The following is a 25,167-nucleotide window of genomic DNA, read 5'->3' as shown; positions in this document are numbered from 1 at the left end:
CGGAACACGCGCGGCCCGTAGGCCCGTCAGCCGACCGCCGGACCCAGGGATTCGAACCGCCACCGGTGCACCGGGCGGCTGATCAGCCCGGCGTCCGGCTCGGGCAGCTCGGGCAGCTCGTCGTCGTAACCCGCGTTCCACCAGGTGAGCACGAGCACCCGGTCCTGCGGCGCCCGCAGCAGCTCGCCGCGCAGCGGCTCCCGGGCCAGCTCGGCCGCCCGGGCCCGGGCCCACTCCAGCAGCTCCGCGCCGCGGCCCTCGGCGGCGCGGGCCTCCCACATCAGGGCGACGGTCATGAGTAGAGGTTGTCCTTGCTGATCTCGTGCACGTGGTCGTGGCTGTGGGCACCCGGCACATGGGTCTCCGTGACCGGCAGCGAGGAGTCCGCCGAGAGGTCCAGGTCGGACACCGGGCGGTTGCGCGCGACCATCTCCGCGCCCAGCGCGGCGACCATGGCGCCGTTGTCCGTGCAGAGCCCCGGCCTGGGGACCCGCAGCCGGATCCCCGCCCTCTCGCACCGCTCCTCGGCGAGCGCCCGCAGCCGCGAGTTGGCGGCCACGCCGCCGCCGATCATCAGGTGGTCGACGCCCTCGTCCTTGCACGCCCGGACGGCCTTGCGGGTGAGGACGTCCACGACGGCCTCCTGGAAGGACGCCGCCACGTCGCGCACGGGCACCTCCTCGCCGGCCGCGCGCTTCGCCTCGATCCAGCGCGCCACGGACGTCTTGAGCCCGGAGAAGGAGAAGTCGTACGCGGGATCGCGCGAGCCGCTCAGTCCGCGGGGGAACGCGATCGCCTTCGGGTCGCCCTCCCTGGCCAGCCGGTCGATGACCGGGCCGCCGGGGAAGCCGAGGTCCAGCACCCGGGCGATCTTGTCGAACGCCTCGCCCGCCGCGTCGTCGATGGTCGCGCCCAGCGGGCGTACGTCGCTCGTGATGTCCGGGGCCAGCAGCAGCGAGGAGTGCCCGCCGCTCACCAGCAGCGCCATCGTCGGCTCGGGCAGCGGGCCGTGCTCCAGCTGGTCGACGCAGATGTGCGAGGCCAGGTGGTTCACCCCGTACAGCGGCTTGTTCAGCGCGTACGCGTACGCCTTGGCGGCCGACACACCGACGAGCAGCGCCCCGGCGAGCCCGGGGCCGGCCGTGACGGCGATGCCGTCGAGGTCACGGGCGCTGATCCCGGCGTCCTTCAGGGCGCGCTCGATGGTGGGGACCATCGATTCCAGGTGGGCTCGGGAGGCGATCTCGGGGACGACACCGCCGAAGCGGGCGTGCGTCTCGACGCTGGACGCCACGGCGTCGGCGAGGAGCGTCGTGCCGCGCACGATGCCGACGCCGGTCTCGTCGCAGGAGGTCTCGATACCGAGTACGAGCGGTTCGTCAGCCATCAGTCTGTCTCTGTTCCTTGTACGGTCAGCCGCATGACGAGTGCGTCGATGTTCCCCGGCTGGTAGTAGCCACGGCGGAAGCCGATGGGTTCGAAGCCGAAGCGTTCGTAGAGTTTCTGCGCGCGGGTGTTGTCGACACGGACCTCCAGCAGCACGGCGGTGCACTCGAAGGCCGTGGCGTGCCGGAGCAGGTCGGTGAGGAGTTCGGATCCGAGGCCGCCGCCCCACTGGCGGCGGCTGACCGCGATCGTCTGGACGTCGGCGAGGTCACCGGCCGAGGCGAGGCCCGCGTAGCCGACGATCCGGCCGTCGACGGGGTCCTCGGCGACGACGTAGCGGTGGGTGGCCCGGGGCCCGCGCGCGCGGGCCAGCTCGGACCAGAACATGCCGGCGGACCAGGCGTCGTCGGGGAACAGCTCGTGTTCCAGCTCCAGCACCGGCTCGATGTCCCACCAGCGCATCTCGCGGAGCACAGCGGTCGCGGTGGTCACTTGGGGGTGACCACCTTGTAGTTCTTCGGGACCTGGGCGTCGGGCCTGCGCAGATAGAGCGGCTGCGGCGGCAGCAGTGCGGCGCCGGAGGCCAGCCGCTCGGCGGCCAGGGCGGCGAGCGCGGCGGCGGAGACGTGTTCCGGGCCGCGGGCGTCGGGGAAGGCCTCGGGGTAGAGCAGCGCGCCCGCGCCGACGACGGGCAGTCCGGCGAGCCGGTCCGCGATGTCGGCGGGCCGGTCGACGGCGGGCTCGCCGTCCCGGGTGCGGAAGTCCTCGTACCGCGCCCAGTAGACCTCCTTGCGGCGCGCGTCGGTCGCCACGGCGAACGGGCCTTCGAGGCCGTCCAGTCCGGCGGCGTACGCGAGGGCGTCCAGCGTGCAGAGTCCGTGCACCGGCACGGAGAGGGCGGAGCCGAACGTCGCGGCGGTGACGAGGCCGACGCGCAGCCCGGTGTAGGGGCCGGGACCGACGCCGACGGCCAGGTCGGTCACGTCGTCGAGCCTCACCCCGGCCTCGGCGAGGACCCGGTCGACGGCGGGCAGCAGCAGCTCCCCGTGCCTCCGGGCATCGACCTGGCCTGTCCCGGCCACGACGGAGGACCCGTCGTGGAGGGCGACGGTGACGGCGGGGGTGGCGGTATCCATGGCGAGCAGCAGCACACAAACAGCCTACGGCTCCGCCGACCCGGTCACGGCAGCCCGTACGACTGCCCGGTCTGCCCTGCCTCTGCTGGTACCGTCGCCGGGTATACGCGTGTACGACGTAAATACTTGTACGACATGCGACGGACGGCATGTGAAAGGGGACCTCACGGTGGCAAGGGGCAGCTCGGGAATCGTGGCCGGGCTCACTGCCGCGGCGTTGGCCGCGGTCTGTTTCCTCGCCTACCAGGCGTCGGCCCACGCGCCCGACTCGGTCGTCGCGCCCTCGGACAAGGCCTCCGGGACGACGGCCGCCCCCTCCCCGAAGCCCAAGGCGCCGAAGGAGCCGCTCGCGGTCCCCGCGGACTCCGACACGGGGACCCGCGTCGTGTACGCGCTGAAGGACCGCCGGGTGTGGATCGTGGACGACCAGGAGAAGGCTCTCCGGACGTTCACCGTCATGCCGAGCTCCGTGAACCCGCTGCCCGGCGTCTACGCGGTGACCTCGCGCTCCGGCAGCATCAAGGGATCGGACGGCGTCCCGATCGAGCACGTGGTGCGTTTCGCGAACGTCGGCGACGTCTCCGTGGGCTTCAGCGCCGCGCAGGACAACTCGATGGAGAGCCCCGACCCCACGATGAAGACCGGCGGCGTTCGCATGAAGCGCGCCGACGGCAACGCGCTGTGGACCTTCGCCACGGTCGGCGTGAAGGTCGTCGTCGTCCCCTGAGGGCCCTAAGCGGCGTCGCGCCCCAGATCCTCGGCGTCGCCCTCATCGGCGTGCTCCTCGCGGGGCGGCGTCGACACGGCCGTCGCGGCGGCGCAGGAGGCCAGCAGGTCCTTCATCGACACCGCGGACACCGACGGTGACTCCTCCTGCGGCGGCTGCGGCTGCACTTCACGCTCGGGTCCCGGCATGGATGCCTCCTCGGGCTTCGGTGAGAGGCGTGGTTAGGTAGACCTAACCAGTCCCTGTATCCCATGTGACCACGACGGGCCGCCCCGGCGCAACATTTTACCGACGTCCTGTCGGAAAGCGTCGGGAAACAGGGTCACGGAAGCCGCTCCGCCCCTCAGAGCTCCCGGAGCGCCGCCAGCTCCGCCTCCACCCCCGACCAGCGCGCGCCGATGCCCGTCAGGGTCACCGTGCGGCGCTCGTCGTCCGTGTCGCCGACCGCGCGGTCGATCACCACCCGCAGCCGGTCCTCCGACAGTTCCTCGACCTTGCCGTCGCCCCACTCCACGACGATCACCGACTCCGGCAGCGACACGTCGAGGTCCAGGTCCTCCATCTCGTCGAGACCGCCGCCCAGGCGGTACGCGTCGACGTGGACCAGGGCGGGGCCCTCACCCAGCGGCGGATGGACCCGGGCGATCACGAAGGTCGGCGAGGTGACGGCACCGCGCACGCCGAGGCCCTCACCGAGGCCGCGGGTCAGGGTTGTCTTGCCCGCGCCGAGCTCGCCGCTGAGCATCACCAGGTCGCCGGGGGCCAGCACACCGGCGATCCGGCGGCCCAGCTCCTTCATCTCTTCGGGGGACTCGACGGCGACGTCCAGGGTGACGGTGCCCGGTTCGACGGTGTCGGCCACGGGGCCGTTGTGCGCTGCTTCCATGCCGACCAACGGTAGAGGATCAGCACCCCTCGGCCGGAACGGCTCCGATCCGCACCAGCAGGTCCGCGAGCCGGTCGGTCACCGTCTCGGGGTGCTCCAGCATCACCAGATGACCGGCGTCCGGCACGATGACCAGCTCCGCGTCCGGAAGCTCGTCCGCGATCGCCTCGCTGTGCGAGCTCGGCGTCACGAGGTCCTTGTCACCGGCCAGGATCAGCACCGGAAGCCCGCGGAAGGCGGGCAGGGCCCCGCTCTTGTCGTGCTCCGTGAAGGCCGGGTAGAACTCGGCGACCACATCGATCGGGGTGGACTCGATGAGCCGCTCCGCGAACCGCGCGACCGCCGGGTCCACGTCCCGCGACCCGAACGAATACCGCTTGATCAGCCCCGCGAAGAGGTCGGCGGTCGCCCGCCGCCCGCGCTCCACCAGCTCCGCCTGCGAGCCGAGCGCCTTCAGGACCCCGGGCAGCACCTTGCGCACCGCGTTCACGCCCGCCACCGGCAGCCCGAAGTTCACCTCGCCGAGCTTGCCGCTCGACGTCCCCACGAACGCCACCGCGGCCACCCGGTCGCGGATCAGCTCCGGATACCGGTCGGCGAGCGCCATCATCGTCATGCCGCCCATGGAGTGCCCGACCAGCACCAGCGGGCCCTCGGGAGCCGCCGCGTCGAGGACCGCCTTGAGGTCGCGGCCGAGCTGGTCGATGCCGACCGCTACGCCCTCGGCCTGCGCCCTGCCCCGCTCGGACCGGCCGTGGCTGCGCTGGTCCCAGTAGACCGCGCGGACCAGGCCGCGGAGCGCCGCCCGCTGGAAGTGCCAGGAGTCCTGGCCGAGGCAGTAGCCGTGGCTGAAGACGACGGTCAGGGGCGCGGGGTCCTTGCTGCCGAAGAGCCTGCGCCGGCGCGGGCCGGAGCCCGCGGGGGCACTCGCCCCGGCGCCCACGCCCGCACGGCTCGTCCCGCCGTCCGGCTCGATCTCGTCGACCTCGTAGTACAGCTCGGTGCCGTCGTCCGCGACCGCCCGGCCGGGCTGCCCGCGCAGCGAGCCGTACGGACCGGAGGCGTCCAGCGCGAGGCGGGCCCTCTTGCGCATGCCCCGGCCGACGGTGAGCCGCTCGACGGCCACACCCGCGGCCGCACCCGCGGCGATGACGCCTATCGCCGCCCCGGCGACGCCCGCCCGGCGCCAGCCGGCCGCTGCGACGGCCGCCGTCGCCACCACGTCCTCGGCGCTGGTCTCACTCACCGTGCCGTGCTCCTTCGTCGTCGATGTGGTCGGGTCCGCCGGGCCGGGGTGTCAGTCCCGGGACGCGTCCTCGTGGAGATGGACGCGGGGGACGCGTGAGCCGATGCGTGTGACGATCTCGTACGCGATCGTGTCCGCCGCCCGCGCCCAGTCCTCGGCGCTCGGCTCGCCCCGGTCGCCCGGCCCGAACAGCACCGCTTCCGCGCCCGCGTCGAGGACGTCGCCCCCGAGGTCGACCACGAACTGGTCCATCGCCACCCGGCCCGCGATCCTGCGTACGGCGCCTCCGACGAGGACGGGCCCCCGGCCGGAGGCATGGCGCGGGATGCCGTCCGCGTAGCCGACCGGCACCAGGGCGAGCGTCGTCTCGGCGGAGGTCGTGTAGTGGTGCCCGTAGCTGATGCCGTGGCCCGGGGGGACCTGCTTGACCAGCGCGACGGAGGCGGCGAGCGTCATGACGGGCCGCAGCCCGAAGTCGGCCGAGGTGCCCAGCTCGGGGCTGGGCGAGATGCCGTACATCGCGATACCGGTGCGCACGAGATCGAAGTGGGACTCGGGCACCGTCAGCGTCGCCGGGGAGTTGGCGATGTGCCGCACCTCGGGCCGGACGCCCTCCTTCTCGGCGTACGCCACCATGTCGCGGAAGACGTTCAGCTGGGCGGCGATCGACGGGTGGCCGGGCTCGTCGGCGCAGGCGAAGTGCGACCAGAGGCCGGTGACGCGCAGGATGCCCGCGTCCTCGGCGGCGCGGGCGGCCGAGACGAGTGCCGGCCAGTCGGCGGGCTGGCAGCCGTTGCGTCCCAGGCCCGTGTCGGCCTTGAGCTGGACGCGGGCCGGGACCCCTGCCTCCGTGGCGGCGGCGACGACCTCGTCGAGTGCCCACATACCGCTCACCGAGACATCGATGTCGGCCTCGACCGCCTCGCGCCAGGGGCCGCCGGGCGTCCACAGCCAGCACATCACCCGGCCGCCGATCCCGGCCGCGCGCAACGCGAGCGCCTCCTGCGGGGTGGCGGTGCCCAGCCAGGCCGCGCCGGCCTCCAGAGCCGCCCTGGCGCACGGCAGCGCCCCGTGCCCGTACGCGTCGGACTTCACCACGGCCATGAGCTGCGCCCCGGACGCCCGCGCGCGCAGTTCCCGCACATTGGCGCGCAACGCGGCGAGGTCGATCTCGGCACGGGCTCTCAGGGTCGCTGTCTCGTTCATCGCGCCCAGTCTCTCAGAGCCGTACGCCTGTGCCCTCGACCCTCTGTGCCCGGTGAGGCGGTCAGCGGTGGTCCAGTGCGTGCTCCAGATGCTCGACGAGGACCGGGACATGGCTGACCGGGACGTCCTTCACCGCCGTGACGAGGGTGACGGCACCGCCCCGGCGCAGCAGCGCGAGCAGCTGCTCGACGGCCTCGGTGTGCGCGGGGCCGCCGAGCTCGGTCCGGTAGCGGTCCACGAACTCGTCGTACCGGGTGTCGCGGTCCTCGTGGTACCAGGTCCGGAGTTCCTTCGAAGGCGTCACGTCCTTGGCCCACAGGTCCACCGCCGCGTGCTCCTTGGAGATCCCCCGTGGCCAGAGCCGGTCGACGAGCACGCGGGTGCCGTCCTCGTCCTCCGGAGGGTCGTAGACCCTGCGTACGCGGATGCCGCTGCCGCTGCCCACGACCGACCACCTTCCGTTCCTGTGCTTCCAGCCTGGATCAGGCCCGCACGTCCCGCCAGGCAGCCGGTACCGCGTCCGCTACGTCCTGTGCCGTCACCGGCGCCCCGTCGGAGGTCCGGCGGGCCGCGAGCCCGTGCAGATAGGCGCCCACCGACGCGGCGTCGCGCGGGGCGAGGCCCGCGGCCAGCAGCGAACCGGTCAGCCCGGAGAGCACATCACCGCTGCCTGCCGTGGCCAGCCAGGACGTCCCGGTCGGATTGACCCGCACGGGCGTGTCCCCGGCCTCCGCGACGAGGGTCGTCGAGCCCTTCAGCAGCACCGTGGCGCGGTAACGCGCGGCCAGTTCCCGTACGGCGGCGAGCCGGCCCGCCTCGACCTCCTCACGCTCCACGCCCAGCAGCGCGGCGGCCTCACCGGCGTGCGGGGTGAGGACGGTGGCGGCGGTCCGCTCCCGTACGGCCCCGGCGTCCATCAGCCGCAGCCCGTCCGCGTCGACCAGCACGGGGACGTCCGCGGCCAGCGCGTCGGACACCGCGGTCGCGGCCTGCGCGCCGTCGCCGAGCCCGGGCCCGACCACCCATGCCTGGACGCGCCCGGCCTTCGACGGCGGCCCGGGGTGCACCAGCGTCTCCGGGAAGCGGGCGATCACCGCGTCGGCCCCGGGGCCCGCGTACCGCACGGCTCCGGCACCGCCCCGCAGCGCCCCGGCGACGGCGAGCACGGCCGCGCCCGGGTACCGCTCCGAGCCCGCGGCCACGCCGACGACCCCGCGCCGGTACTTGTCGCTCTCGGCGTCGGGCACGGGCAGCAGGGCGGCCACATCGGCGTACTGGAGGGCTTCCAGGTCGGGGCGCCCGGGCAGTTCCGCCGCCAGCCCGATGTCGACGAGCCGGAGGGCGCCCGCGTGTTCGGCGGCCGGGTCGATGAGCAGCCCCGGCTTGTACGTACCGAAGGTGACCGTCGCGTCCGCCCTTACGGCCGCGCCGAGCACCTGGCCGGTGTCCGCCTCGACCCCGCTCGGCAGGTCCACCGCCAGCACGGGAGCGTGGCCCCCGGTGACCGCGCGGACCAGCTCGGCGGCCTCGGGGCGCAGGCCGCCGCGGCCACCGATCCCGGTGATCCCGTCCACGACGAGGTCGACGGGGCTCAGCCCCTCGGGGGTGTCCAGGACCTGGCCGCCGGCGGCCAGCAGGGCGGCGAGTGCGGCCCGGTGGACCTTGTCCGGCGAGGTCAGCACGGCCCGTACGCCGGCTCCGCGCCGGGCCAGCCGGGCTCCCGCGTACAGCGTGTCGCCGCCGTTGTCGCCGCTGCCGACGAGGAGCAGCACCCGGGAGCCGTAGACCCGCCCGTTGCGCCGGAGCAGGTCACCGCAGGCCACCGCGAGCCCGGCGGCGGCGCGCTGCATCAGCGCGCCCTCCGGGAGCCGTGCCATGAGCGCCTTCTCGGCGGTCCTTACGGTCTCGACGCTGTAGGCATGTCGCATACCTCAACCCTCCGCGATCACCACGGCGGACGCCACCCCCGCGTCGTGGCTGAGCGAGACGTGCCAGCGGCGCACGCCGAGCTCGGCCGCCCGGGCCGCGACGGTGCCGCGGACCTCCAGGCGCGGCTTCCCGCTGTCCTCGACGCACACCTCTGCGTCGGTCCAGAGCAGGCCGCCCGGTGCGCCGAGCGCCTTGGCCAGGGCCTCCTTCGCGGCGAATCTGGCCGCCAGCGAGGCGATCCCCCGCCGTTCCCCGCCGGGCAGCAGCAACTCCCGTTCGAGGAAGAGCCGCTCGGCCAGCTGCGGCGTGCGCCCCAGCGCGGCGCCGAAGCGCTCGATCTCCGCCACATCGATCCCGACCCCAATGATCACGCGCTCACTCACTCATTCGACTGTCACGGACTTCGCCAGATTGCGCGGCTGGTCCACCTCGTTGCCCCGGGCGGTCGCCAGCTCGCAGGCGAAGACCTGCAACGGCACCGTGGCGACCAGCGGCTGAAGCAGCGTAGGCGTAGCCGGGATCCTGATGAGGTGATCGGCGTACGGGACGACCTCCTCGTCGCCCTCCTCCGCGATGACGACCGTACGGGCGCCACGGGCCCTGATCTCCTGGATGTTCGACACGATCTTGTCGTGCAGCACCGAACGGCCGCGCGGGGACGGCACGATCACGACGACCGGCAGCCCCTCCTCGATCAGGGCGATCGGCCCGTGCTTGAGCTCCCCCGCGGCGAAGCCCTCGGCATGCATGTACGCGAGCTCCTTGAGCTTCAGCGCGCCTTCCATGGCCACCGGGTAGCCCACGTGCCGGCCCACGAAGAGCACGGTGTCGTGGGCGGCCAGGGAGCGGGCCAGTTCGCGCACCGGCTCCATGGTCCCCAGCACGCGCTCGACGGCGCCGGACATCTCGGAGAGCTGGCGCACGACCGTGCGGATCTCGTCGCCCCACTTGGTGCCGCGCACCTGTCCGAGGTAGAGCGCGACGAGGTAGCAGGCGACGAGCTGGGTCAGGAACGCCTTGGTGGAGGCGACGGCGACCTCCGGCCCGGCGTGCGTGTAGAGGACCGCGTCCGACTCCCTGGGGATGGTCGACCCGTTCGTGTTGCAGATGGCGAGGACCCTCGCCCCCTGCTCACGGGCGTGCCGGACCGCCATCAGCGTGTCCATCGTCTCGCCGGACTGCGAGATGGCGACGACGAGGGTGCGCTGGTCCAGGATCGGGTCGCGGTAGCGGAACTCGCTGGCGAGCTCCGTCTCGCAGGGCAGCCTGGTCCAGTGCTCGATGGCGTACTTGGCGATCATCCCGGCGTGGAAGGCGGTCCCGCAGGCGACGACGACGACCTTGTCGACCTCGCGGAGCACACCCGGCGGGATGCGCACCTCGTCGAGGTGGAGCGCGCCCGAGCCGTCGATCCGGCCGAGCAGCGTGTCGGCGACGGCCTTGGGCTGGTCGGCGATCTCCTTGAGCATGAAGGAGGCGTGGCCGCCCTTCTCGGCGGCCGACGCGTCCCAGTCCACGTGGTACTCGCGTACGTCGGCGGGCAGGCCGTCGAAACCGGTGACCGTCGCCCCGTCCCGGCCCAGCTCGACCACCTGGTCCTGGCCGAGCTCGATCGCGTCCCGGGTGTGCGCGATGAAGGCGGCCACGTCGGAGGCCAGGAACATCTCCCCTTCCCCCACTCCGACGACCAGCGGCGAGTTCCGCCGGGCCCCGACGACCGCGCCGGGCTCGTCCGCGTGCACGGCGACCAGCGTGAACGCCCCCTCCAGTTGCCGGCACACCTGCCGCATGGCCTCCGCCAGGTCACCGCCGGACGAGTACGCCTCGGCGAGCAGATGGGCGACCACCTCGGTGTCGGTCTCGGAGGTCAGGTCATGGCCCCGCCCGGCCAACTCCTCACGCAGGGCGGCGAAGTTCTCGATGATCCCGTTGTGCACGACGGCGACCCGGCCGGCGTTGTCGAGGTGTGGGTGGGCATTGGCATCGGTGGGCCCGCCGTGCGTGGCCCAACGGGTGTGGCCGAGGCCGGTGTTCCCGGCCGGCAGGGGCCGGTCCTTGAGCTCCTTCTCCAGATTGAGGAGCTTCCCCGCCTTCTTCGCGGAGGCCAGCCCCCCGTCCGCGAGGACGGCGACCCCGGCGGAGTCGTACCCCCGGTACTCCAGCCGCTTCAGCCCCGCGACAACGACATCCTGCGCCGACTGCGCTCCGACATAACCCACGATTCCGCACATAACGACACCATAAGGCTGGCGCCCCTGGCGGGGGCGGCGTCGAAGGGTCTGGCGCTGCGCCGAAAGTGTCCCGCCGACCCGTGAACCTTTCCGGCCGGTGCGGGCAACAGGGGGTGCCAGACTTACCGACCGGACCGCTGGAGGCGCTGTGCCCGGAAGACGAACACCGCCACCGGGCGGGCCGGACGACGCCGAGCTGATCGCCCGGTCACTCGGCGAGCCGGAGCTCTTCGCCGGGCTGTACGACCGCCATGCTGCGGACATCCACCGGTACACCGCCCGCCGCCTCGGGGAGGGCGCGGCGGACGACATCACCGCCGAGGTGTTCCTCGTCGCGTTCCGCACCCGTGCCCGCTACGACTCCGCCCACCGCCTCGCCCGCCCCTGGCTGTACGGCATCGCCGCCAACCTCATCGGCAAGCACCGGCGCAGCGAGGTCCGCGCCCTCAAGGCCCTGGCGCGTACCGGCGAGGACCCCGTCGCCGCGTCCTGGAGCGAGCGCTCGGACGACCGGATCGCCGTCCAGGCGCCCCTGGCCGGCGCGCTCGCCGCGCTCTCCCCCGGGGACCGGCACGTGCTGCTGCTGGTCGCCTGGGCGGACCTGGGCTACCAGGAGGTGGCCGAGGCGCTCGGGATACCGCTCGGCACCGTCCGCTCCCGTCTCAACCGCGCCCGCCGCAAGGTCCGCGAGGCGCTGCGCATCGACCCCGCGTTCACTTCGGCCCCCCAGGAGCTGAATCCGTCATGGACGAAATGACCCAGCTGCGCGAACTGCGTGCCGACGCCCCGGCACCGGACCGTTCCGCACTCGCTCCCGGGCGGCGGCGGCTGACCGACGCCATCGCGGGCAGCCGGCGTGGCCGCAGGCTGCGGACCAGCTGGTGGCTCGCTTCGCTCGGCGCGGCCGCGGCGGTCACCGTGGCGGCCCTGCTCGGCACCCAGCTGCTCGACACGTCCCACCCGCGCTCCACGGGCCCCGCCACCATGGCGGGCGATCTCGACCTGTCCGGCCCGGCCGCGACGCTGGGCCGGGCAGCGGACTTCCTGGAGAGCCTGGCGCCTCCGCCGGAGCCCCGCGACGACCAGTGGATCTACACCAGGAAGGTGATAGGAGAGCCGGAGCTTGCGGCCGAGGACGATCAGAAGGGCAAAATCTCGTACGACCCCGACTCCTGGACCCCGTACGGCAACGCGGCCGCGGAGAAGGACGGGTCGGACGACGACCGCTCGGCCCGCGAGATCTACCGGGCCGCCGATGACCTGCCCGAGGACCCCGCGTCCCTGCTGGCCGAGGTCCGTGAGCTCTACCCTTCGGGAGCCGACACCCCCGAGAGCGAGGCCGCGCAGACCTTCCGCGGGCTGGGCGTGCTCATCGAGTCCTACCCGCTCGCCCCGGAGGCCCTCGCCCGCATCTACCGGGCGATGGCCACGGTCCCCGGTGTGGAGATCACCGACCACCTCGTCAAGGACGCGGCGGGCCGCGAGGCCATCGCCGTCACCCGGGAGGAGGAGGGCACCCATCAGCGGCGCGAGCTCCTCCTCTCCCCGTACGACTACGGCTACGCGGGTCTGCGCTTCGTGGTCACGGAGGATCACGAGATGAAGCTGCCCGAAGGCACCGACGGCATCGACCCGAAGCTCACCGCCGGTGACATCACCCTCACCGAGGCCCGCACCGCCGCAGCCGTCGTCGACGCCGAGGGCGACAAGCCCTGAGCGACGCGGCCCTGATCCTCCCGGCCGGGGCCGGTGTCCGCCACAGGGGTGCGGACACCGGCCCCGGCCGGGGCACCCGGCTCAGCCGACGTCGTGAATACGGTGCTCCCGCAGGTCGGGAGCGTGCCGGGCGACAGTGCGGTAGTCGGCGTCGTCATGCAGGACGGTCAGCCCATGGTGGGCAGCGGTAGCGGCGATGATCAGATCCACGGCCGAGGCGCTTCGATGCTGCCCCGCCCGGGCCATTCGCTGCTGTACCGCCCCGACCCAGCGTCCCGCGTTCTTCGGCACCGGAACATCGGGATACAGGTCGGTGAACATCTCGACGATCTCGTCGTACTCGCCCCCGGTCCGGGCGCTGAACAAGAACTCTGCGCGTTGCGGATAGCAAGAGCCCACCGACTCAGCGCAGATGGTGTCGTACCAGGCGGACTGCAACTCGGCGTCACTGAGCAACCGGACAAGCCCGGACGTGTCGAGCAGGTAGATCACCGATCGTCCTTCTCCACGCGGTGACGGCGCTCGGCATCCTCCACAGCCCCCCAACGCTGCGCACGTTCGAAGTGCCGAGCGATACGCGCCGCACGGTCCTGCTGGTCCGCGTAGTACCGAAGCGCCAGATTGACGGCTTCCTTCTTGGTCCTGGCCTTGGACAGCGCCATGGTGCGTTCCAGTGCGTCATCGTCTATGTCGATCTGGGTCACGGACATCCGGCGCCTCCCGTCAGGCGTTGTGGGTCATGTACAAAAAATTATAGGCGAGCCACATACGAGTGCGCTTCCCCTGCCGGAGAACCCACACCCACGTGACCGACCCCACCCCCCACTCCGTCAAGACTCCCGCAACAATGAGTACGTGATCACCTCAGCCGCACGGAGCCCCCGCCGCACCGAGCACGCGCCGACGCCCTACGTCGACCTGACCCGGGCCGAGTGGAGCGCCCTGCGTGACAAGACTCCGCTGCCGCTGAGCGCCGAGGAGGTCGAGAAGCTGAGAGGGCTCGGCGACGTCATCGACCTCGACGAGGTCCGGGACGTCTACCTGCCGCTGTCCCGGCTGCTCAACCTCTACGTCCAGGCCACCTCGGGCCTGCGCGGCGCACTGAACACCTTCCTGGGTGACGCGGGCAACGGGCACGGCGAGCAGCGCGGCACCCCGTTCGTCATAGGGGTCGCCGGGAGCGTCGCGGTCGGCAAGTCCACCACCGCCCGCATCCTGCAGGCGCTGCTGGCGCGCTGGCCGGAGCACCCCCGGGTGGAGCTGGTGACGACCGACGGCTTCCTGCTGCCGATGAAGGAGCTCGAGTCAAAGGGCCTGATGTCGCGCAAGGGGTTCCCCGAGTCGTACGACCGCCGGGCGCTGACCCGGTTCGTCGCGGACATCAAGGCCGGCAAGGACGAGGTGACGGCTCCCGTCTACTCGCATCTGATCTACGACATCGTGCCGGGTGAGCGGCTGACCGTACGCCGCCCCGACATCCTGATCGTCGAGGGGCTGAACGTGCTGCAGCCCGCGCTGCCCGGCAAGGACGGGCGGACCAGGGTCGGGCTCGCGGACTACTTCGACTTCAGCGTGTACGTGGACGCGAAGGCCGAGGACATCGAGACGTGGTACCTCCACCGCTTCCGCCGGCTGCGCGAGACGGCGTTCCAGAACCCGTTCTCGTACTTCCGCAAGTACACCCAGGTCTCCGAGGAGGAGGCGCTGGACTACGCGCGCACGATGTGGCGGACCATCAACAAGCCCAATCTGCTGGAGAACGTCGCACCGACGCGGGGCCGTGCCACCCTGGTGCTGCGCAAGGGGCCGGACCACAAGGTCCAGCGTCTGTCACTGCGCAAGCTCTGAACCCGGAAAGGGTGCACCGTGCTGCATCTGCGCCTCATCGTCCCCGCCGACCGCACCGACGAGGTGCTCGGGCTGATCGACCGGACCGTGGGCACCGCCCATGTCGCGGTGCTCACGGGTGCGGCGCGGAGCCCGGTGGGCGATGTGATCCTGTGCGACGTTGCGCGGGAGGCCGGTGACGAACTCATCGGCTCCCTGCGGAAGATGGGCATCGCCGACTGCGGTTCCATCACCGTCGAGAACATGGACCTCACCCTCTCCAAGCGCGCCGACGAGGCCGAACGCGCGGCTCCGGGCGAAGGCGCGGACGCGGTGCTCTGGGAAGAGCTGAGCGAGGTGACGCACGAGGAGTCGACCTTCAGCGCCACCTATGTGGCCTTCCTCGCCGTCGCGACGATGCTCGCGGCCTGCGGTGTGATGCTCGACAACGCGATCCTGATCGTGGGAGCGATGGCGGTGGGCCCGGAGTTCGGCCCGCTGGCCGGGATCTCCACGGCCCTGGTGCAGCGCGCCCCGAAGCTGGTGGCGCGGTCGCTGTGGGCGCTGATCGGCGGCTTCGTCGCGGCGATGGTGCTGACGGCCGGATTCGCCTGGCTGATGGACGCGTTCGGGCTGTTCGACGCCGGGATGGTCACGGCGGACCGCCCCAACACCGGCTTCATCTGGCACCCGGACTGGATGTCGTTCGTGGTGGCGCTCCTGGCGGGCATCGCGGGGACGCTCTCGCTGACCTCGGCGAAGTCGGGGGCGCTGATCGGGGTGGCGATCTCGGTGACGACCGTGCCGGCCGCCGCCAACGCCTCGGTCGCCTTCAGCTACCAGGACTTCGCCCAGACCTGGGGATCGTCGGCGCAGCTGCTGGCCAACCTGGGCGGCATCGTGGTCGCGGGCACCCTGACCCTGCTGGTCCAGAAGGCGCTGTGGAACGTGACACGTCGCGCGAGCCCCGTGCACAAGAGCGCCGAGGGTGGTCGCCGGCGGCCGTGAGGACGGCGGGCGGTCCCCGGCGGCCGTGAGGCCGGCGGGTGTCTGCCCGGCAACGTCGCGCGTCCGGAGACTGCCGAACACGCGACAAGCGGAGCCGGACCGGCCGGTGGCACGATCCTGGACATGATCGACGCCCAGGAAGTGACCTGCCACCCCGGCCGGACCCGCTACCGGTGGTGCGTCGCGGGAGGCGGAACAGCCGGGACGGTCCTGGCCGTCGTGGGCCTGGTCCTCGGGGCCGGACCCCTCGGCGTATGGGTGTGCGTGGGTCTGCCGAGCGCGTCGGCCGGTTTCCTCGGTGTGTACATGGCCGCGACCCGGGTGAACGCCGGCGCGTACGGCCTGCACTCCCGGACGCCGCTGCGCCGCCGGACCGTACCGTGGAGCGACATCGCCTCTCTGCGCACGTACATCCAGTACGGGCGCAACCAGGAGTTCCGCCGTGTGGACGCGATGCTGGGTGACGGACGCAGGTGGCGGCTGCCTCTACCGATCAGTGTGTCCTGCGACGACCGTCCGGACTTCGACGCGAAGCTGGAGGAACTCCGCGCGCTGCACCGCCGTCACGGACACCCGGAGTCGGACCACTCCCCCGTCGTCACGAAGCGCTCCGCCGGGCACAGCTCCGCCCTGGCGTCGGTCCTGTGCGTGCTGCTGCTCGCGGGAGCCGGCCTTGCGGCCTGGTTCGTGCCGGTCGTCGGGGAGGAGAAGGAGGCGTGGACATCGGCGGTGCCGTGCACCGCGGAGACCCCCGCCGCTGAACGCGGCGAGTGCCTGAGCACTCAGCGGGCGGTGATCGCGCGCGTCGAGGTGGGAAAGGGAAAGCAGTCCAGCCGGCTGTACTTCGCCGACGGCCGGCCGCTGGAGCGGCTCGGGGTCTCGAAGGAGGGGGCCCGCGGATTCCACCCGGGTGACGCGGTGGAACTGACCGTCTGGCGGCACCAGGTGCGAGAGGTCACCGGTGAACACCACACGTGGCGCGAGCACTTCCCCGGCGCGGGCGAGACGGCCGTCATCGCCGCGGGGTGCCTCCTCGGCGCGGGCTGCCCCGGCGCCCGGGTACTGCTCCGACGGCGCGGGCGACGACTGCCCGACGACGAAGTCCTCCCGTCGGCGCTGCCGTTCGTGGCGGTGCTCGCCGGTACGGCGCTGTGGCTGCTGCCGCTCTGCTACCTCCACCCCACGGACCTGCTCACCTCTCCCGGCGGCGGTGTGTGGGCGGCCGCCGGCTCGGTGGCCACGCTCACCCTCCTGACCTGGGCCTGGCGCGCCACCCGCGTCCTTACGCCCGGTGACGCCGCCGGGGAGGAGAGGGAGGAGACGCAGGGAGAGCGGTTCCTGCCCGCCCGCTTCCTGGAGCACACCGACTACAACCCGAACGGCTTCGGCACCCACATAGTCCTCGGGGGCGCGGGGCCCGCGGTGACACCGCACCCCGGGCCGGGCCGGTTCGCGGCGAGACGGATCCCGGTGGAGCGGCTCACCGTCGGGGGCGTACGGCGTGTGGTGGGCGGCGACGGCGACGCCGTCCCCCGGGGCTGGCACATCGCCGAGCTCGACGACGCGGGCGCGCCGGTCCGCCTCGCGGCCGCCCCCGCCGACCTGAACCGCATCCTGCACGAGCTGGCCCACGGCCGCCCGGCCCCGGCCCCGGACGCGGGAAGGGCCCGGCCATGAGGCCGGGCCCTTCCGGGAGTTGCGCGCGTGTCAGCCGAGCGCGGACTTCACCACGTCGGCCAGCTGCCCGGCCACGGCGCGGGCCTGTTCGAGGTCGGCTGCCTCGACCATGACCCGTACGAGGGGCTCGGTGCCCGACTTGCGCAGGAGTACGCGACCGGTGTCACCCAGCGCGTGCTCGGCCTGGGACACCGCGGCGGCCACCTCGGGTGAGGTGTCCACGCGGGACTTGTCGACGTCCGGCACGTTGATGAGGATCTGCGGGAGGCGCTGCATCACACCCGCCAGGTCGGCGAGCGTACGTCCGGTGGCGGCGACCCGGGCCGCGAGCATCAGCCCGGTCAGCGTGCCGTCACCCGTCGTCGCGTGGTCCAGGACGATGACGTGCCCGGACTGCTCGCCGCCCAGCGCGAAGCCCTCGGCCTTCATCGACTCCAGGACGTACCGGTCGCCGACGGCGGTCTGGACGAGCTGGATGCCCTCCCGCTCCATCGCCATCTTGAAGCCGAGGTTGGACATGACCGTCCCGACGACGGTGCCCTTGCGCAGCATGCCGGCGTCGCGCATGGCGAGGGCGAGCACCGCCAGGATCTGGTCGCCGTCGACCTCCGCGCCGGTCGCGTCCACGGCCAGGCAGCGGTCCGCGTCGCCGTCGTGCGCGATGCCGAGGTCCGCGCCGTGCTCGACGACGGCGGCCCGCAGCAGCTCCAGGTGGGTGGAACCGCAGCCGTCGTTGATGTTCAGGCCGTCCGGTTCGGCGCCGATGGTGATGACTTCGGCCCCGGCCCGGGCGAACGCCTCGGGCGAGACGCGGGCGGCGGCGCCGTGCGCCTCGTCGAGGACGACCTTCAGTCCGTCGAGCCGGTTCGGCAGGACGCCGATGAGGTGGGCGACGTAACGGTCGAAGCCCTCGGTGTAGTCGGTGACGCGGCCCACGCCGGCGCCGGTCGGACGGCTCCACGGCTGACCGGTGCGGTGCTGCTCGTAGACCGTCTCGATGCGGTCCTCCAGCTCGTCGGCGAGCTTGTGCCCGCCGCGCGCGAAGAACTTGATGCCGTTGTCCGGCATCGCGTTGTGGCTGGCCGAGAGCATGACGCCGATGTCCGCGCCCAACGCGCCGGTGAGGTACGCCACGGCAGGGGTGGGCAGCACCCCGACACGGAGCACGTCCACGCCGGCGCTGGCCAGGCCCGCCACGACGGCGGCCTCCAGGAACTCTCCGGACGCACGGGGGTCGCGGCCCACCAGCGCGGTGGCCCGATGCCCCTCGAAGGTGCCCGCTTCGGCCAGTACGTGCGCCGCCGCGACCGAGAGCCCGAGCGCGAGCTCGGCCGTCAGGTCCGCGTTGGCGACGCCGCGCACGCCGTCCGTGCCGAAGAGTCGTCCCACTGGTGTCCTCCGAAGGTGCTCCGAAACCGCAAACCAAAGTAATCAAAACAGGGCGAAGCGAGGCAAGCCACAACAAAGAAGGGTGCGCCTGAGGCCACCGACCCTATGAACGTGCAAACGTCTTATGCCGTTATACGCCCGCACGAGTTGATAAACGAACGCCCCAGCAGCACGGTGTGTGCCGCCGGGGCGAACGTGTGAAGCAGACGAGCAGGCGATTTAGCGCTTGCTGTACTGCGGGGCCTTACGGGCCTTCTTGAGACCGGCCTTCTTGCGCTCGACCGCACGGTCGTCGCGGGAGAGGAAGCCGGCCTTCTTCAGCGTGGCGCGGTTGTTGTCCGCGTCCGCCTCGTTCAGCGCGCGGGCCACGCCGAGGCGCAGGGCGCCGGCCTGACCGGAGACGCCGCCACCCGAGATGCGGGCGATGACGTCGTAGCGGCCGTCGAGCTCGAGCACCTTGAAGGGCTCGTTGACTTCCTGCTGGTGCACCTTGTTGGGGAAGTAGTCCTCAAGGGTGCGACCGTTGATCTTCCACTTGCCGGTGCCCGGAACGATCCGGACGCGGGCGATGGCGTTCTTGCGGCGGCCCAGGCCGGCCGCGGGCTGCGGGTCGCCGAAGCGGCCCGCGAGCGACTCGGAGGTGTACTCACCCTCGACGGGGACCTCCGACTCGAAGGTGGTCACCTCGGCGAAGGTCTCTTCGCCCTCGGTGCCCTCGACGGGCGTCTCAACAGTGGTCTCGGCCACGATTCTCCTCAGATCTTTCTTTACGTCTTAGGGGGGAGGCCGGAACTACTGCGCGACCTGGGTGATCTCGAACGGGACCGGCTGCTGCGCAGCGTGCGGGTGCTGGTCGCCCGCGTAGACCTTGAGCTTCGAGAGCATCTGACGACCCAGGGTGTTCTTGGGGATCATGCCCTTGATGGCCTTCTCGACAGCCTTCTCGGGGTTCTTCGAGAGGAGCTCGTCGTAACGCACGGAACGGAGACCGCCCGGGAAGCCCGAGTGGCGGTACGCCATCTTCTGGGTCTTCTTGTTACCGGAGAGGTGAACCTTCTCGGCGTTGATGATGATGACGAAGTCGCCCATGTCCATGTGGGGGGCGTAGATCGCCTTGTGCTTGCCTCGGAGGAGGTTCGCAGCCGTGGTGGCCAGACGGCCGAGAACGATGTCCTCGGCGTCGATGATGTGCCACTGGCGAGTGACATCGCCGGGCTTGGGGCTGTACGTGCGCACTTCGTAGCCTTCGCTTCTTCAGTGGATGAGGTCCAGACACATGGCACCCCTGAAGCGATCATGCAGCTGGGGCTCACAATGCCGGGAACGCTGCCCGTATGCGAGCCACTGGTAACTGCTCCAGAGAACCTACGTAAGGGCTCTTCGCGTGAGCACGACGAAGCCGATACGTATAACAACCCCCGACAGTACCCGCCCCGCCCGGGACGGGTCAAAACGCGCCGGCCCTACCGCTCCCGCTCGACCCTGCGCTCGTCCCAGACGGGCTCCGTGGACTCCCGCACCACCCCGTCCGAGCCGAAGACCAGATAGCGGTCGAAGGACTTCGCGAACCAACGGTCGTGCGTGACGGCCATGACCGTCCCGTCGTACACCTCGAGCCCGTCCTGCAGGGCCTCGGCCGACTCCAGGTCCAGGTTGTCCGTCGGCTCGTCCAGCAGCAGCGCGGTCGTGCCGGCCAGCTCCAGGAGCAGGATCTGGAACCGAGCCTGCTGCCCGCCGGACAGCCTCTCGAAGGCCTGGTCGCCCTGGCGCTCCATCTCGTAGCGCCGCAGCACCGACATCGCGCCGCCGCGGTCCTTGGCGTGCTCCGTCCAGAGGATCTCGACGAGCGTCTTGCCCAGCAGCTCCGGATGGGCGTGCGTCTGCGCGAAGTGGCCGGGCACGACCCGCGCCCCGAGCTTCCACTCACCGGTGTGCGCGACCGGCTCCCCGGCCAGCAGGCGCAGGAAGTGCGACTTCCCCGACCCGTTGGAGCCGAGGACCGCGACCCGCTCCCCGTAGTAGATCTCCAGGTCGAACGGCTTCATCAGACCGGTCAGCTCCAGGTTGGCGCACGTCACCGCCCGCACCCCGGTCCGCCCGCCGCGCAGCCGCATCCTGATGTCCTGCTCGCGGGGCGGCTCCGGCGGCGGGCCCGCCTCCTCGAACTTCTTGAAGCGGGTCTGCATCGCGTGGTAGCGGTTCGCCATGTCGGGACTGTTCGCCGCCTGCTGCCGCATCCGCAGGACGAGCGCCTTCAGCCGGGCGTGCTCCTCCTCCCAGCGCCGCAGGAGCTCCTCGAAGCGCGCGAACCGCTCCTTGCGGGCCTGGTGGTACGTCCCGAATCCGCCGCCGTGCACCCAGACGTCCGAGCCGGCGGGGCTGGGCTCCACGCTCACGATCTTCTCGGCGGCCCGCGAGAGCAGCTCCCGGTCGTGGGAGACGAAGAGGACCGTCTTACGGGTCTCCTTGAGCTTCTCCTCCAGCCACCGCTTGCCGGGTACGTCCAGATAGTTGTCCGGCTCGTCCAGGAGCAGCACCTCGTCCGGGCCCCTCAGCAGCGCCTCCAGGACCAGCCGCTTCTGCTCGCCCCCGCTGAGCGTGCGCACCTCGCGCCACTGCGCCTTCTCGTACGGGACGCCGAGCGCGGCCGTGGTGCACATGTCCCAGAGCGTCTCGGCCTCGTACCCCCGCGCCTCCGCCCAGTCGCTGAGCGCCTGCGCGTACGCCATCTGCGCGGCCTCGTCGTCCACGGTGAGGATGCGCTCCTCGGCCGCGTCGACCGCCTCGGCCGCCTCCCTGATACGGGGCTGGGCCACGGACACCAGCAGGTCGCGGACGGTCCGCTCGTCCCGTACGGAGCCCACGAACTGGGCCATCACGCCCAGCCCGCCACTCACCGAGACCGAGCCGCCGTGCGGCTGGAGCTCTCCGGCGAGCAGCTTCAGCAGCGTCGTCTTGCCCGCCCCGTTCGCGCCGACGAGGGCGACGACGGCGCCGTCGGCCACCCGGAACGAAGCGTCGCCGAGCAGCACCCGTCCGTCCGGTAGGTAGTACTCCAGATGGCCCGCTTCAAGATGTCCCATGCACAGCATTGTCACGGCATGCGAACCGTTGACCCAACCGGATTACGGTCGGTCTAGGATTCGCCGCATGAGCTTTGGGCAAGGGGGGCCCTCCTGGGGGCCGGGAGAGAGCCGGACTCCGGACTGGGCGGCGCTGGCGGAGGCGTCCGCGGCACGCGGCAGGCGCAAGAAGTGGCTGATGATCGGCGGTGGCGCGCTGGCCACCGCCGCCGTGGCCGCGATCGTGGCCACGGCCGTCATCACGACGAACGGAGGCGGGGCCTCCGGGTCGGACAAGAACGCGAGCGAGCTGCCGGCCCCCGCCGACCTGCCCTCGGAGACCTCCGTGCCGGAGCCCTCCTTCTCCTCGGTGGCACCGCCGCCCCCGCCGGACCCGAAGGACTACATAGCCGACGAGAGGAAGGACAAGGCGCCGGTCGACGTCAACGCCTTCTTCCCCGGCAGGAAGCTGACCATGGGCGACCGCGTCTACGCCAAGGGCGCCACCGCCCGTACGGCGAACTGCGCCGCGACGACCCAGGGCGCGCTCGGCTCGATCCTCGAGAGCAACGGCTGCGACCAGGTCATCCGCGCGACATACAGCAAGGGGGGCGTGGCGGTCACCGTCGGCCTCGCCGTCTTCGGCACCGAGGCGGAGGCCAGGAAGGCGGCCCAGCAGGCGTCCGGCGGAGTCGCCTCGCTCAGCGGTTCGGGAGTCCCCACCTTCTGCCGCGGCGGATCCGTCTGCCGGCGCACCGCCAACTCCCACGGCCGTTACGCCTACTTCACGATCGGCGGCTACACCAGCGGGAAGAACGTCACCACGGCCTCCAAGGACGCGTACAAGGTGGGTGACGACCTCACCGACTTCACCTTCCGGCAGATCCGTCACCGCGGCGAGGTCCAGGCCTCGGCGGCCGCAGGGGCCCCCGTCGTCTGACCGCCCGTGCTGTGCTCCCTCCCCCCACGCACCAGTCCCCGTCCCTCCCCTCGACCGAGGACCCGCAGCCGTGCGTCTGACCACCCTCTTCACCCTCCCGCGCGTCCTGCGCCACAGTGACGCGACAGGCGCCGGTCTGCCCCCGGACGAGGCCGTGGTCCTCGACGCCCCGGACCCCTCGCTGCGGGTGGCCCTCGCCGCCGCCGCGGCGGGTGACCACGCCCCGGCCGCCGAACTGCTCGCCCTCACCCGCGAGCACGCCCAGTGGGAGCGCAGGGACACCTGTGTCACCCGCCTCGCACGGGCCTCGCTGCACCACCCGGGCTGGCTGGACAGCTGGCTGGAGGAGTCCCCGGAGGATCCCGACGCCGTGCTGGTCAAGGCCGACCAGTACATCTGCCAGGCCTGGCAGATACGGACGGGGGCCCGGGCCAAGCACGTCGAGGCCGACCAGTTCCGGGCGTTCCACGCGGTGCTGCGGGACTCGGTGCCGGTGATATCCGCCGCCGCCGAGCTCAACCCCGACGACCCCGTCCCGTGGCGCGTCGCGCTGACCCAGGCCCGGGGCATCCAGGCCCCCCGGGACGTCTTCGACACCTATCTGGCCGAGGCGAACGCACGCGACCCGCACCACGAGGGCTGCCACACCCAGGCGCTCCAGTACCTCTGCGACAAGTGGTACGGCTCGCACGAGGAGATGTTCGACTTCGCCGAGCGCGCGGCCGACCAGGCACCTCCCGGCTCCCGGCTCCACGCGCTGCCGCTCCAGGCCGTCGTCGAATACCTGATCGCCGACGAGGAGACGTCCGGCCCCGACCACACCGCCCGCGCCGAGGCGGCGGTGACCCGCGCCCAGGCTCTGTCCGACAGCTACGCGCCGGGGGACCGGGAGGCCGCCGGCTTCCGGAACCACCTGGCCCTGGTCCTGTGGTCGATGAACCGCTACGAGGAGGCCCTCACGGCCTTCCGCAGTATCGGGGTGCACGCCACGACCTTCCCGTGGACCTATTTCGGCGAGCCCCGGGCCGAATTCCTGGAGGCCCGCTCCGACACCCGCGTCGAGCTGGCGATGAAGATCCCCTTCTTCCGCCCCTCCCCCGAGCCCCCGGCCACCGGCACGCCCGAATGGGAGCGTGAGCTGGCACCGCGCTCGGTCGCCATCGCCTCCACCGGCCCCACCGAGGTGGCCCAGGCCGCCCTGATCTGCGGCCACAGCCTGCGAACGGCTCCGGCCGGCAGCCATCACACGTACGTCGAGATCGTCCCGGACCCCGTACGCGGCAAACGCGCGGCCCTGCTCCCGGAGGACCCGCTCACCTCGGCGGCCGACAACTTCACCACGGCCGAGGAGTGGCCCGCCCTGGTCCTGCACCGCACCCCGGAACGCAGCAGCTTCACCCTGCTGCACCGGGGCAGGAAGGTGACGGACCACACCTGGGAGACCGCCGCACCCGCCACCGACCACGCCGAGGCGGGCGCGACGGCCGCCGCGCTGGCCCGGGTGTACAAGCTGACCGACCCGCGCCCCCTGGCCCACATCCTGCGGGCCACCGGCGATCCCGCCCGCCACCAGGAAGAGCTCGTCGCCGCCCTGGGCCTCCCGCCGCTGCCCGCCGGATACGGCGGCGAGCAGGAGATCCTCACCGCGCTCCCCGGGGCCAGGGTGCTGGCCCGGCGCGGCTTCCTCGCGGGCATGCGGGACACCATGACCACCAAGGAGGGCGTCCACCCGGAGGCCCCCGCCCCGGACGAACCGCACCCGGCCCGCTGGTGGGTCCTGCGCACGGCCGGACTGCTCTTCTTCAGCGCGGCGGCGGTCTACGCCTGGTGGACGCCCGACATCGGCTGGTTCCGCTCCACCGCGTCCACCGCCGTCGCCCTGTACTTCGCGGCCAAGCTGCTCCGCGCCTGGCGCCGCAGACCGGTCAGCAGCAGCCCACCCCCGGAAGCGTCCTGACGTTCCGGGCCTCCAGGGCCCTGGCCGCCAGCAACGCATCGGCCGGATAGGCCACTTCCTCCAGCGTCAGCCCGTGCGGCCGCACCACGTGCACCGCCGGGTCCCGCACCTTGGCCGCCAGCACCTCGGCAGGCCACCCGGCCGGCCTGCGCCCGTCCCCGACGAACAGCGCCGCCCCGATCAGCGCCCGCACCATGTTGTGGCAGAACGCGTCGGCCTGCACGGTCGCCGTCAGCACACCCGACTCCGCGTCCCGCACCCAGTGCAGCTTCTGGAGCGTACGGATGGTCGTCGCACCCTCACGCTTCTTGCAGTACGCCGCGAAGTCGTGCTCCCCCACCATCAGGGCGGCCGCCTCGTTCATCGCGTCCAGGTCCAGCGGCCGGTCGTGCCAGAGCACATGGCCGCGGGTCAGCGGGTCCACACCGCCCGGCCGGTCCCCCACGCGGTACGCGTAACGCCGCCACAGCGCGGAGAAACGCGCGTTGAACCCCGCGGGGGCCTCGGCCGCCCGCCAGATCCGTACGTCCAGCGGCAGGCGCCCCGCCATCCGCCGCAGCAGCTTCTCCTCGTGCTCGGCCCACACCTCGGCCGGCAGGTCGACGTGCGCCACCTGCCCGCGCGCGTGCACCCCGGCGTCCGTGCGCCCGGCCACCGTCAGGTCGTACGTCACCGACGACCGCGTCACGGTGCGCAGCGCGTCCTCGATCTCGCCCTGCACCGTGCGCCTGCTGGTCTGCTTCGCCCAGCCGGAGAAGTCCTTGCCGTCGTAGGAAAGGTCCATCCGTACCCGTACAAAGCCGGGCTCTGCCTCGTCACTCACCCGCAGATCCTCTCAAAACCG

General features: G+C 72.2%; 27 protein-coding genes. 8 read left to right on the top strand and 19 right to left on the bottom strand.

The window, feature by feature from the left end; genetic code table 11:
* Nucleotides 1–26: 26 nt before the first annotated feature.
* From ACIBCU_RS08190 to tsaB, 4 genes are read right to left on the bottom strand one after another with little or no spacing between them, the layout of a single operon-like run.
* Complete coding sequence (locus tag ACIBCU_RS08190; RefSeq protein WP_362934959.1) at nucleotides 27–296, bottom strand: hypothetical protein; 270 nt, start codon at nucleotides 294–296, stop codon at nucleotides 27–29.
* Nucleotides 293–1,387, bottom strand: coding sequence for a tRNA (adenosine(37)-N6)-threonylcarbamoyltransferase complex transferase subunit TsaD (tsaD, locus tag ACIBCU_RS08185; RefSeq protein WP_399230072.1), 1,095 nt, complete (start codon nucleotides 1,385–1,387; stop codon nucleotides 293–295). Before tsaD ends, ACIBCU_RS08190 begins: the two co-directional genes overlap by 4 nt.
* Nucleotides 1,387–1,878, bottom strand: a complete 492-nt coding sequence (gene rimI / locus ACIBCU_RS08180; RefSeq protein WP_399230070.1) for a ribosomal protein S18-alanine N-acetyltransferase — start codon at nucleotides 1,876–1,878, stop codon at nucleotides 1,387–1,389. The genes tsaD and rimI overlap by 1 nt, the downstream gene beginning before the upstream one ends.
* Entirely contained in the window at nucleotides 1,875–2,522 is a 648-nt protein-coding gene (gene tsaB / locus ACIBCU_RS08175; RefSeq protein ID WP_362935066.1) for a tRNA (adenosine(37)-N6)-threonylcarbamoyltransferase complex dimerization subunit type 1 TsaB, read from the bottom strand. Before tsaB ends, rimI begins: the two co-directional genes overlap by 4 nt.
* 169 nt (nucleotides 2,523–2,691) lie before the next feature.
* Between tsaB and ACIBCU_RS08170 the strand changes: the two genes are divergently transcribed.
* The gene (locus ACIBCU_RS08170) at nucleotides 2,692–3,249 is read left to right on the top strand and encodes a hypothetical protein (protein WP_362934965.1); all 558 of its coding nucleotides are present in this window, start codon (nucleotides 2,692–2,694) and stop codon (nucleotides 3,247–3,249) included.
* 5 nt (nucleotides 3,250–3,254) lie between these two features.
* Here the strand turns inward: ACIBCU_RS08170 and ACIBCU_RS08165 are convergent, their stop codons facing one another.
* The 8 genes from ACIBCU_RS08165 to glmS all read right to left on the bottom strand — a co-directional run bounded on the left by ACIBCU_RS08165 (nucleotide 3,255) and on the right by glmS (nucleotide 10,747).
* Entirely contained in the window at nucleotides 3,255–3,437 is a 183-nt protein-coding gene (locus ACIBCU_RS08165; RefSeq protein WP_362934968.1) for a hypothetical protein, read from the bottom strand.
* Nucleotides 3,438–3,592: 155 nt separating this feature from the next.
* Nucleotides 3,593–4,135, bottom strand: a complete 543-nt coding sequence (tsaE, locus tag ACIBCU_RS08160) for a tRNA (adenosine(37)-N6)-threonylcarbamoyltransferase complex ATPase subunit type 1 TsaE (protein WP_362934971.1) — start codon at nucleotides 4,133–4,135, stop codon at nucleotides 3,593–3,595.
* Nucleotides 4,136–4,154: 19 nt separating this feature from the next.
* Nucleotides 4,155–5,381 (bottom strand): alpha/beta fold hydrolase, encoded by a 1,227-nt coding sequence (locus tag ACIBCU_RS08155; protein WP_399230067.1) that lies wholly within the window; start codon nucleotides 5,379–5,381, stop codon nucleotides 4,155–4,157.
* A 51-nt stretch (nucleotides 5,382–5,432) separates the two neighbouring features.
* A complete protein-coding gene (alr, locus tag ACIBCU_RS08150) occupies nucleotides 5,433–6,587 on the bottom strand; it encodes an alanine racemase (RefSeq protein WP_362934977.1) in 1,155 nt (384 codons plus the stop codon).
* Nucleotides 6,588–6,648: 61 nt separating this feature from the next.
* Nucleotides 6,649–7,032 carry a DUF488 family protein gene (locus ACIBCU_RS08145; RefSeq protein ID WP_362934979.1) on the bottom strand — a complete coding sequence of 128 codons (384 nt, stop codon included), beginning with the start codon at nucleotides 7,030–7,032 and terminating at the stop codon, nucleotides 6,649–6,651.
* A gap of 37 nt (nucleotides 7,033–7,069) precedes the next feature.
* The gene (locus ACIBCU_RS08140) at nucleotides 7,070–8,515 is read right to left on the bottom strand and encodes an NAD(P)H-hydrate dehydratase (protein WP_362934982.1); all 1,446 of its coding nucleotides are present in this window, start codon (nucleotides 8,513–8,515) and stop codon (nucleotides 7,070–7,072) included.
* A gap of 3 nt (nucleotides 8,516–8,518) precedes the next feature.
* Nucleotides 8,519–8,887, bottom strand: coding sequence for a holo-ACP synthase (locus ACIBCU_RS08135; RefSeq protein ID WP_399230064.1), 369 nt, complete (start codon nucleotides 8,885–8,887; stop codon nucleotides 8,519–8,521).
* A gap of 12 nt (nucleotides 8,888–8,899) precedes the next feature.
* Nucleotides 8,900–10,747 carry a glutamine--fructose-6-phosphate transaminase (isomerizing) gene (gene glmS, locus ACIBCU_RS08130; protein ID WP_399230062.1) on the bottom strand — a complete coding sequence of 616 codons (1,848 nt, stop codon included), beginning with the start codon at nucleotides 10,745–10,747 and terminating at the stop codon, nucleotides 8,900–8,902.
* Nucleotides 10,748–10,895: 148 nt separating this feature from the next.
* On the opposite strand from glmS, the gene ACIBCU_RS08125 reads away from it, so the two are divergent.
* Both ACIBCU_RS08125 and ACIBCU_RS08120 read left to right on the top strand, forming a co-directional pair.
* Nucleotides 10,896–11,504: a sigma-70 family RNA polymerase sigma factor gene (locus tag ACIBCU_RS08125; protein WP_362934991.1), complete on the top strand. Its 609-nt coding sequence runs from the start codon at nucleotides 10,896–10,898 to the stop codon at nucleotides 11,502–11,504.
* Nucleotides 11,492–12,463 carry a CU044_5270 family protein gene (locus ACIBCU_RS08120; protein ID WP_399230059.1) on the top strand — a complete coding sequence of 324 codons (972 nt, stop codon included), beginning with the start codon at nucleotides 11,492–11,494 and terminating at the stop codon, nucleotides 12,461–12,463. The genes ACIBCU_RS08125 and ACIBCU_RS08120 overlap by 13 nt, the downstream gene beginning before the upstream one ends.
* Nucleotides 12,464–12,544: 81 nt before the next feature.
* Here ACIBCU_RS08120 and ACIBCU_RS08115 read toward each other — a convergent pair whose 3' ends face one another.
* Nucleotides 12,545–12,955 (bottom strand): PIN domain-containing protein, encoded by a 411-nt coding sequence (locus tag ACIBCU_RS08115; protein WP_399230057.1) that lies wholly within the window; start codon nucleotides 12,953–12,955, stop codon nucleotides 12,545–12,547.
* Nucleotides 12,952–13,173 carry a type II toxin-antitoxin system VapB family antitoxin gene (locus ACIBCU_RS08110; RefSeq protein ID WP_399230055.1) on the bottom strand — a complete coding sequence of 74 codons (222 nt, stop codon included), beginning with the start codon at nucleotides 13,171–13,173 and terminating at the stop codon, nucleotides 12,952–12,954. Before ACIBCU_RS08110 ends, ACIBCU_RS08115 begins: the two co-directional genes overlap by 4 nt.
* Before the next feature lie 145 nt (nucleotides 13,174–13,318).
* On the opposite strand from ACIBCU_RS08110, the gene coaA reads away from it, so the two are divergent.
* The 3 genes from coaA (at nucleotide 13,319) to ACIBCU_RS08095 (ending at nucleotide 16,975) form a co-directional block, all read left to right on the top strand.
* Nucleotides 13,319–14,311, top strand: a complete 993-nt coding sequence (coaA, locus tag ACIBCU_RS08105) for a type I pantothenate kinase (protein ID WP_399230053.1) — start codon at nucleotides 13,319–13,321, stop codon at nucleotides 14,309–14,311.
* Between the two features lie 18 nt (nucleotides 14,312–14,329).
* Entirely contained in the window at nucleotides 14,330–15,298 is a 969-nt protein-coding gene (locus ACIBCU_RS08100; protein WP_362935003.1) for a DUF389 domain-containing protein, read from the top strand.
* Between the two features lie 123 nt (nucleotides 15,299–15,421).
* Complete coding sequence (locus tag ACIBCU_RS08095; protein WP_399230051.1) at nucleotides 15,422–16,975, top strand: PH domain-containing protein; 1,554 nt, start codon at nucleotides 15,422–15,424, stop codon at nucleotides 16,973–16,975.
* Between the two features lie 30 nt (nucleotides 16,976–17,005).
* Here the strand turns inward: ACIBCU_RS08095 and glmM are convergent, their stop codons facing one another.
* The 4 genes from glmM to ACIBCU_RS08075 form a co-directional block, all read right to left on the bottom strand.
* A complete protein-coding gene (gene glmM, locus ACIBCU_RS08090) occupies nucleotides 17,006–18,364 on the bottom strand; it encodes a phosphoglucosamine mutase (protein WP_362935009.1) in 1,359 nt (452 codons plus the stop codon).
* Nucleotides 18,365–18,583: 219 nt separating this feature from the next.
* Nucleotides 18,584–19,111 carry a 30S ribosomal protein S9 gene (gene rpsI / locus ACIBCU_RS08085; protein ID WP_362888532.1) on the bottom strand — a complete coding sequence of 176 codons (528 nt, stop codon included), beginning with the start codon at nucleotides 19,109–19,111 and terminating at the stop codon, nucleotides 18,584–18,586.
* Nucleotides 19,112–19,156: 45 nt separating this feature from the next.
* Complete coding sequence (rplM, locus tag ACIBCU_RS08080; RefSeq protein WP_030914195.1) at nucleotides 19,157–19,600, bottom strand: 50S ribosomal protein L13; 444 nt, start codon at nucleotides 19,598–19,600, stop codon at nucleotides 19,157–19,159.
* A 227-nt stretch (nucleotides 19,601–19,827) separates the two neighbouring features.
* On the bottom strand, nucleotides 19,828–21,447 hold the full coding sequence (locus tag ACIBCU_RS08075) for an ATP-binding cassette domain-containing protein (protein ID WP_362935012.1): 1,620 nt from the start codon (nucleotides 21,445–21,447) through the stop codon (nucleotides 19,828–19,830).
* A gap of 67 nt (nucleotides 21,448–21,514) precedes the next feature.
* On the opposite strand from ACIBCU_RS08075, the gene ACIBCU_RS08070 reads away from it, so the two are divergent.
* The gene (locus tag ACIBCU_RS08070; protein ID WP_399230048.1) at nucleotides 21,515–22,366 is read left to right on the top strand and encodes a hypothetical protein; all 852 of its coding nucleotides are present in this window, start codon (nucleotides 21,515–21,517) and stop codon (nucleotides 22,364–22,366) included.
* A 70-nt stretch (nucleotides 22,367–22,436) separates the two neighbouring features.
* Complete coding sequence (locus tag ACIBCU_RS08065; protein WP_399230046.1) at nucleotides 22,437–24,323, top strand: hypothetical protein; 1,887 nt, start codon at nucleotides 22,437–22,439, stop codon at nucleotides 24,321–24,323.
* Here ACIBCU_RS08065 and truA read toward each other — a convergent pair.
* Nucleotides 24,292–25,146: a tRNA pseudouridine(38-40) synthase TruA gene (gene truA, locus ACIBCU_RS08060; protein WP_362935021.1), complete on the bottom strand. Its 855-nt coding sequence runs from the start codon at nucleotides 25,144–25,146 to the stop codon at nucleotides 24,292–24,294. The genes ACIBCU_RS08065 and truA overlap by 32 nt on opposite strands.
* Nucleotides 25,147–25,167: the final 21 nt, after the last annotated feature.

The sequence above is a fragment of the Streptomyces sp. NPDC051064 genome (assembly GCF_044455985.1).
Taxonomy (GTDB): Bacteria; Actinomycetota; Actinomycetes; order Streptomycetales; family Streptomycetaceae; genus Streptomyces.
This window is presented reverse-complemented; position numbering and strand designations above follow the sequence as displayed.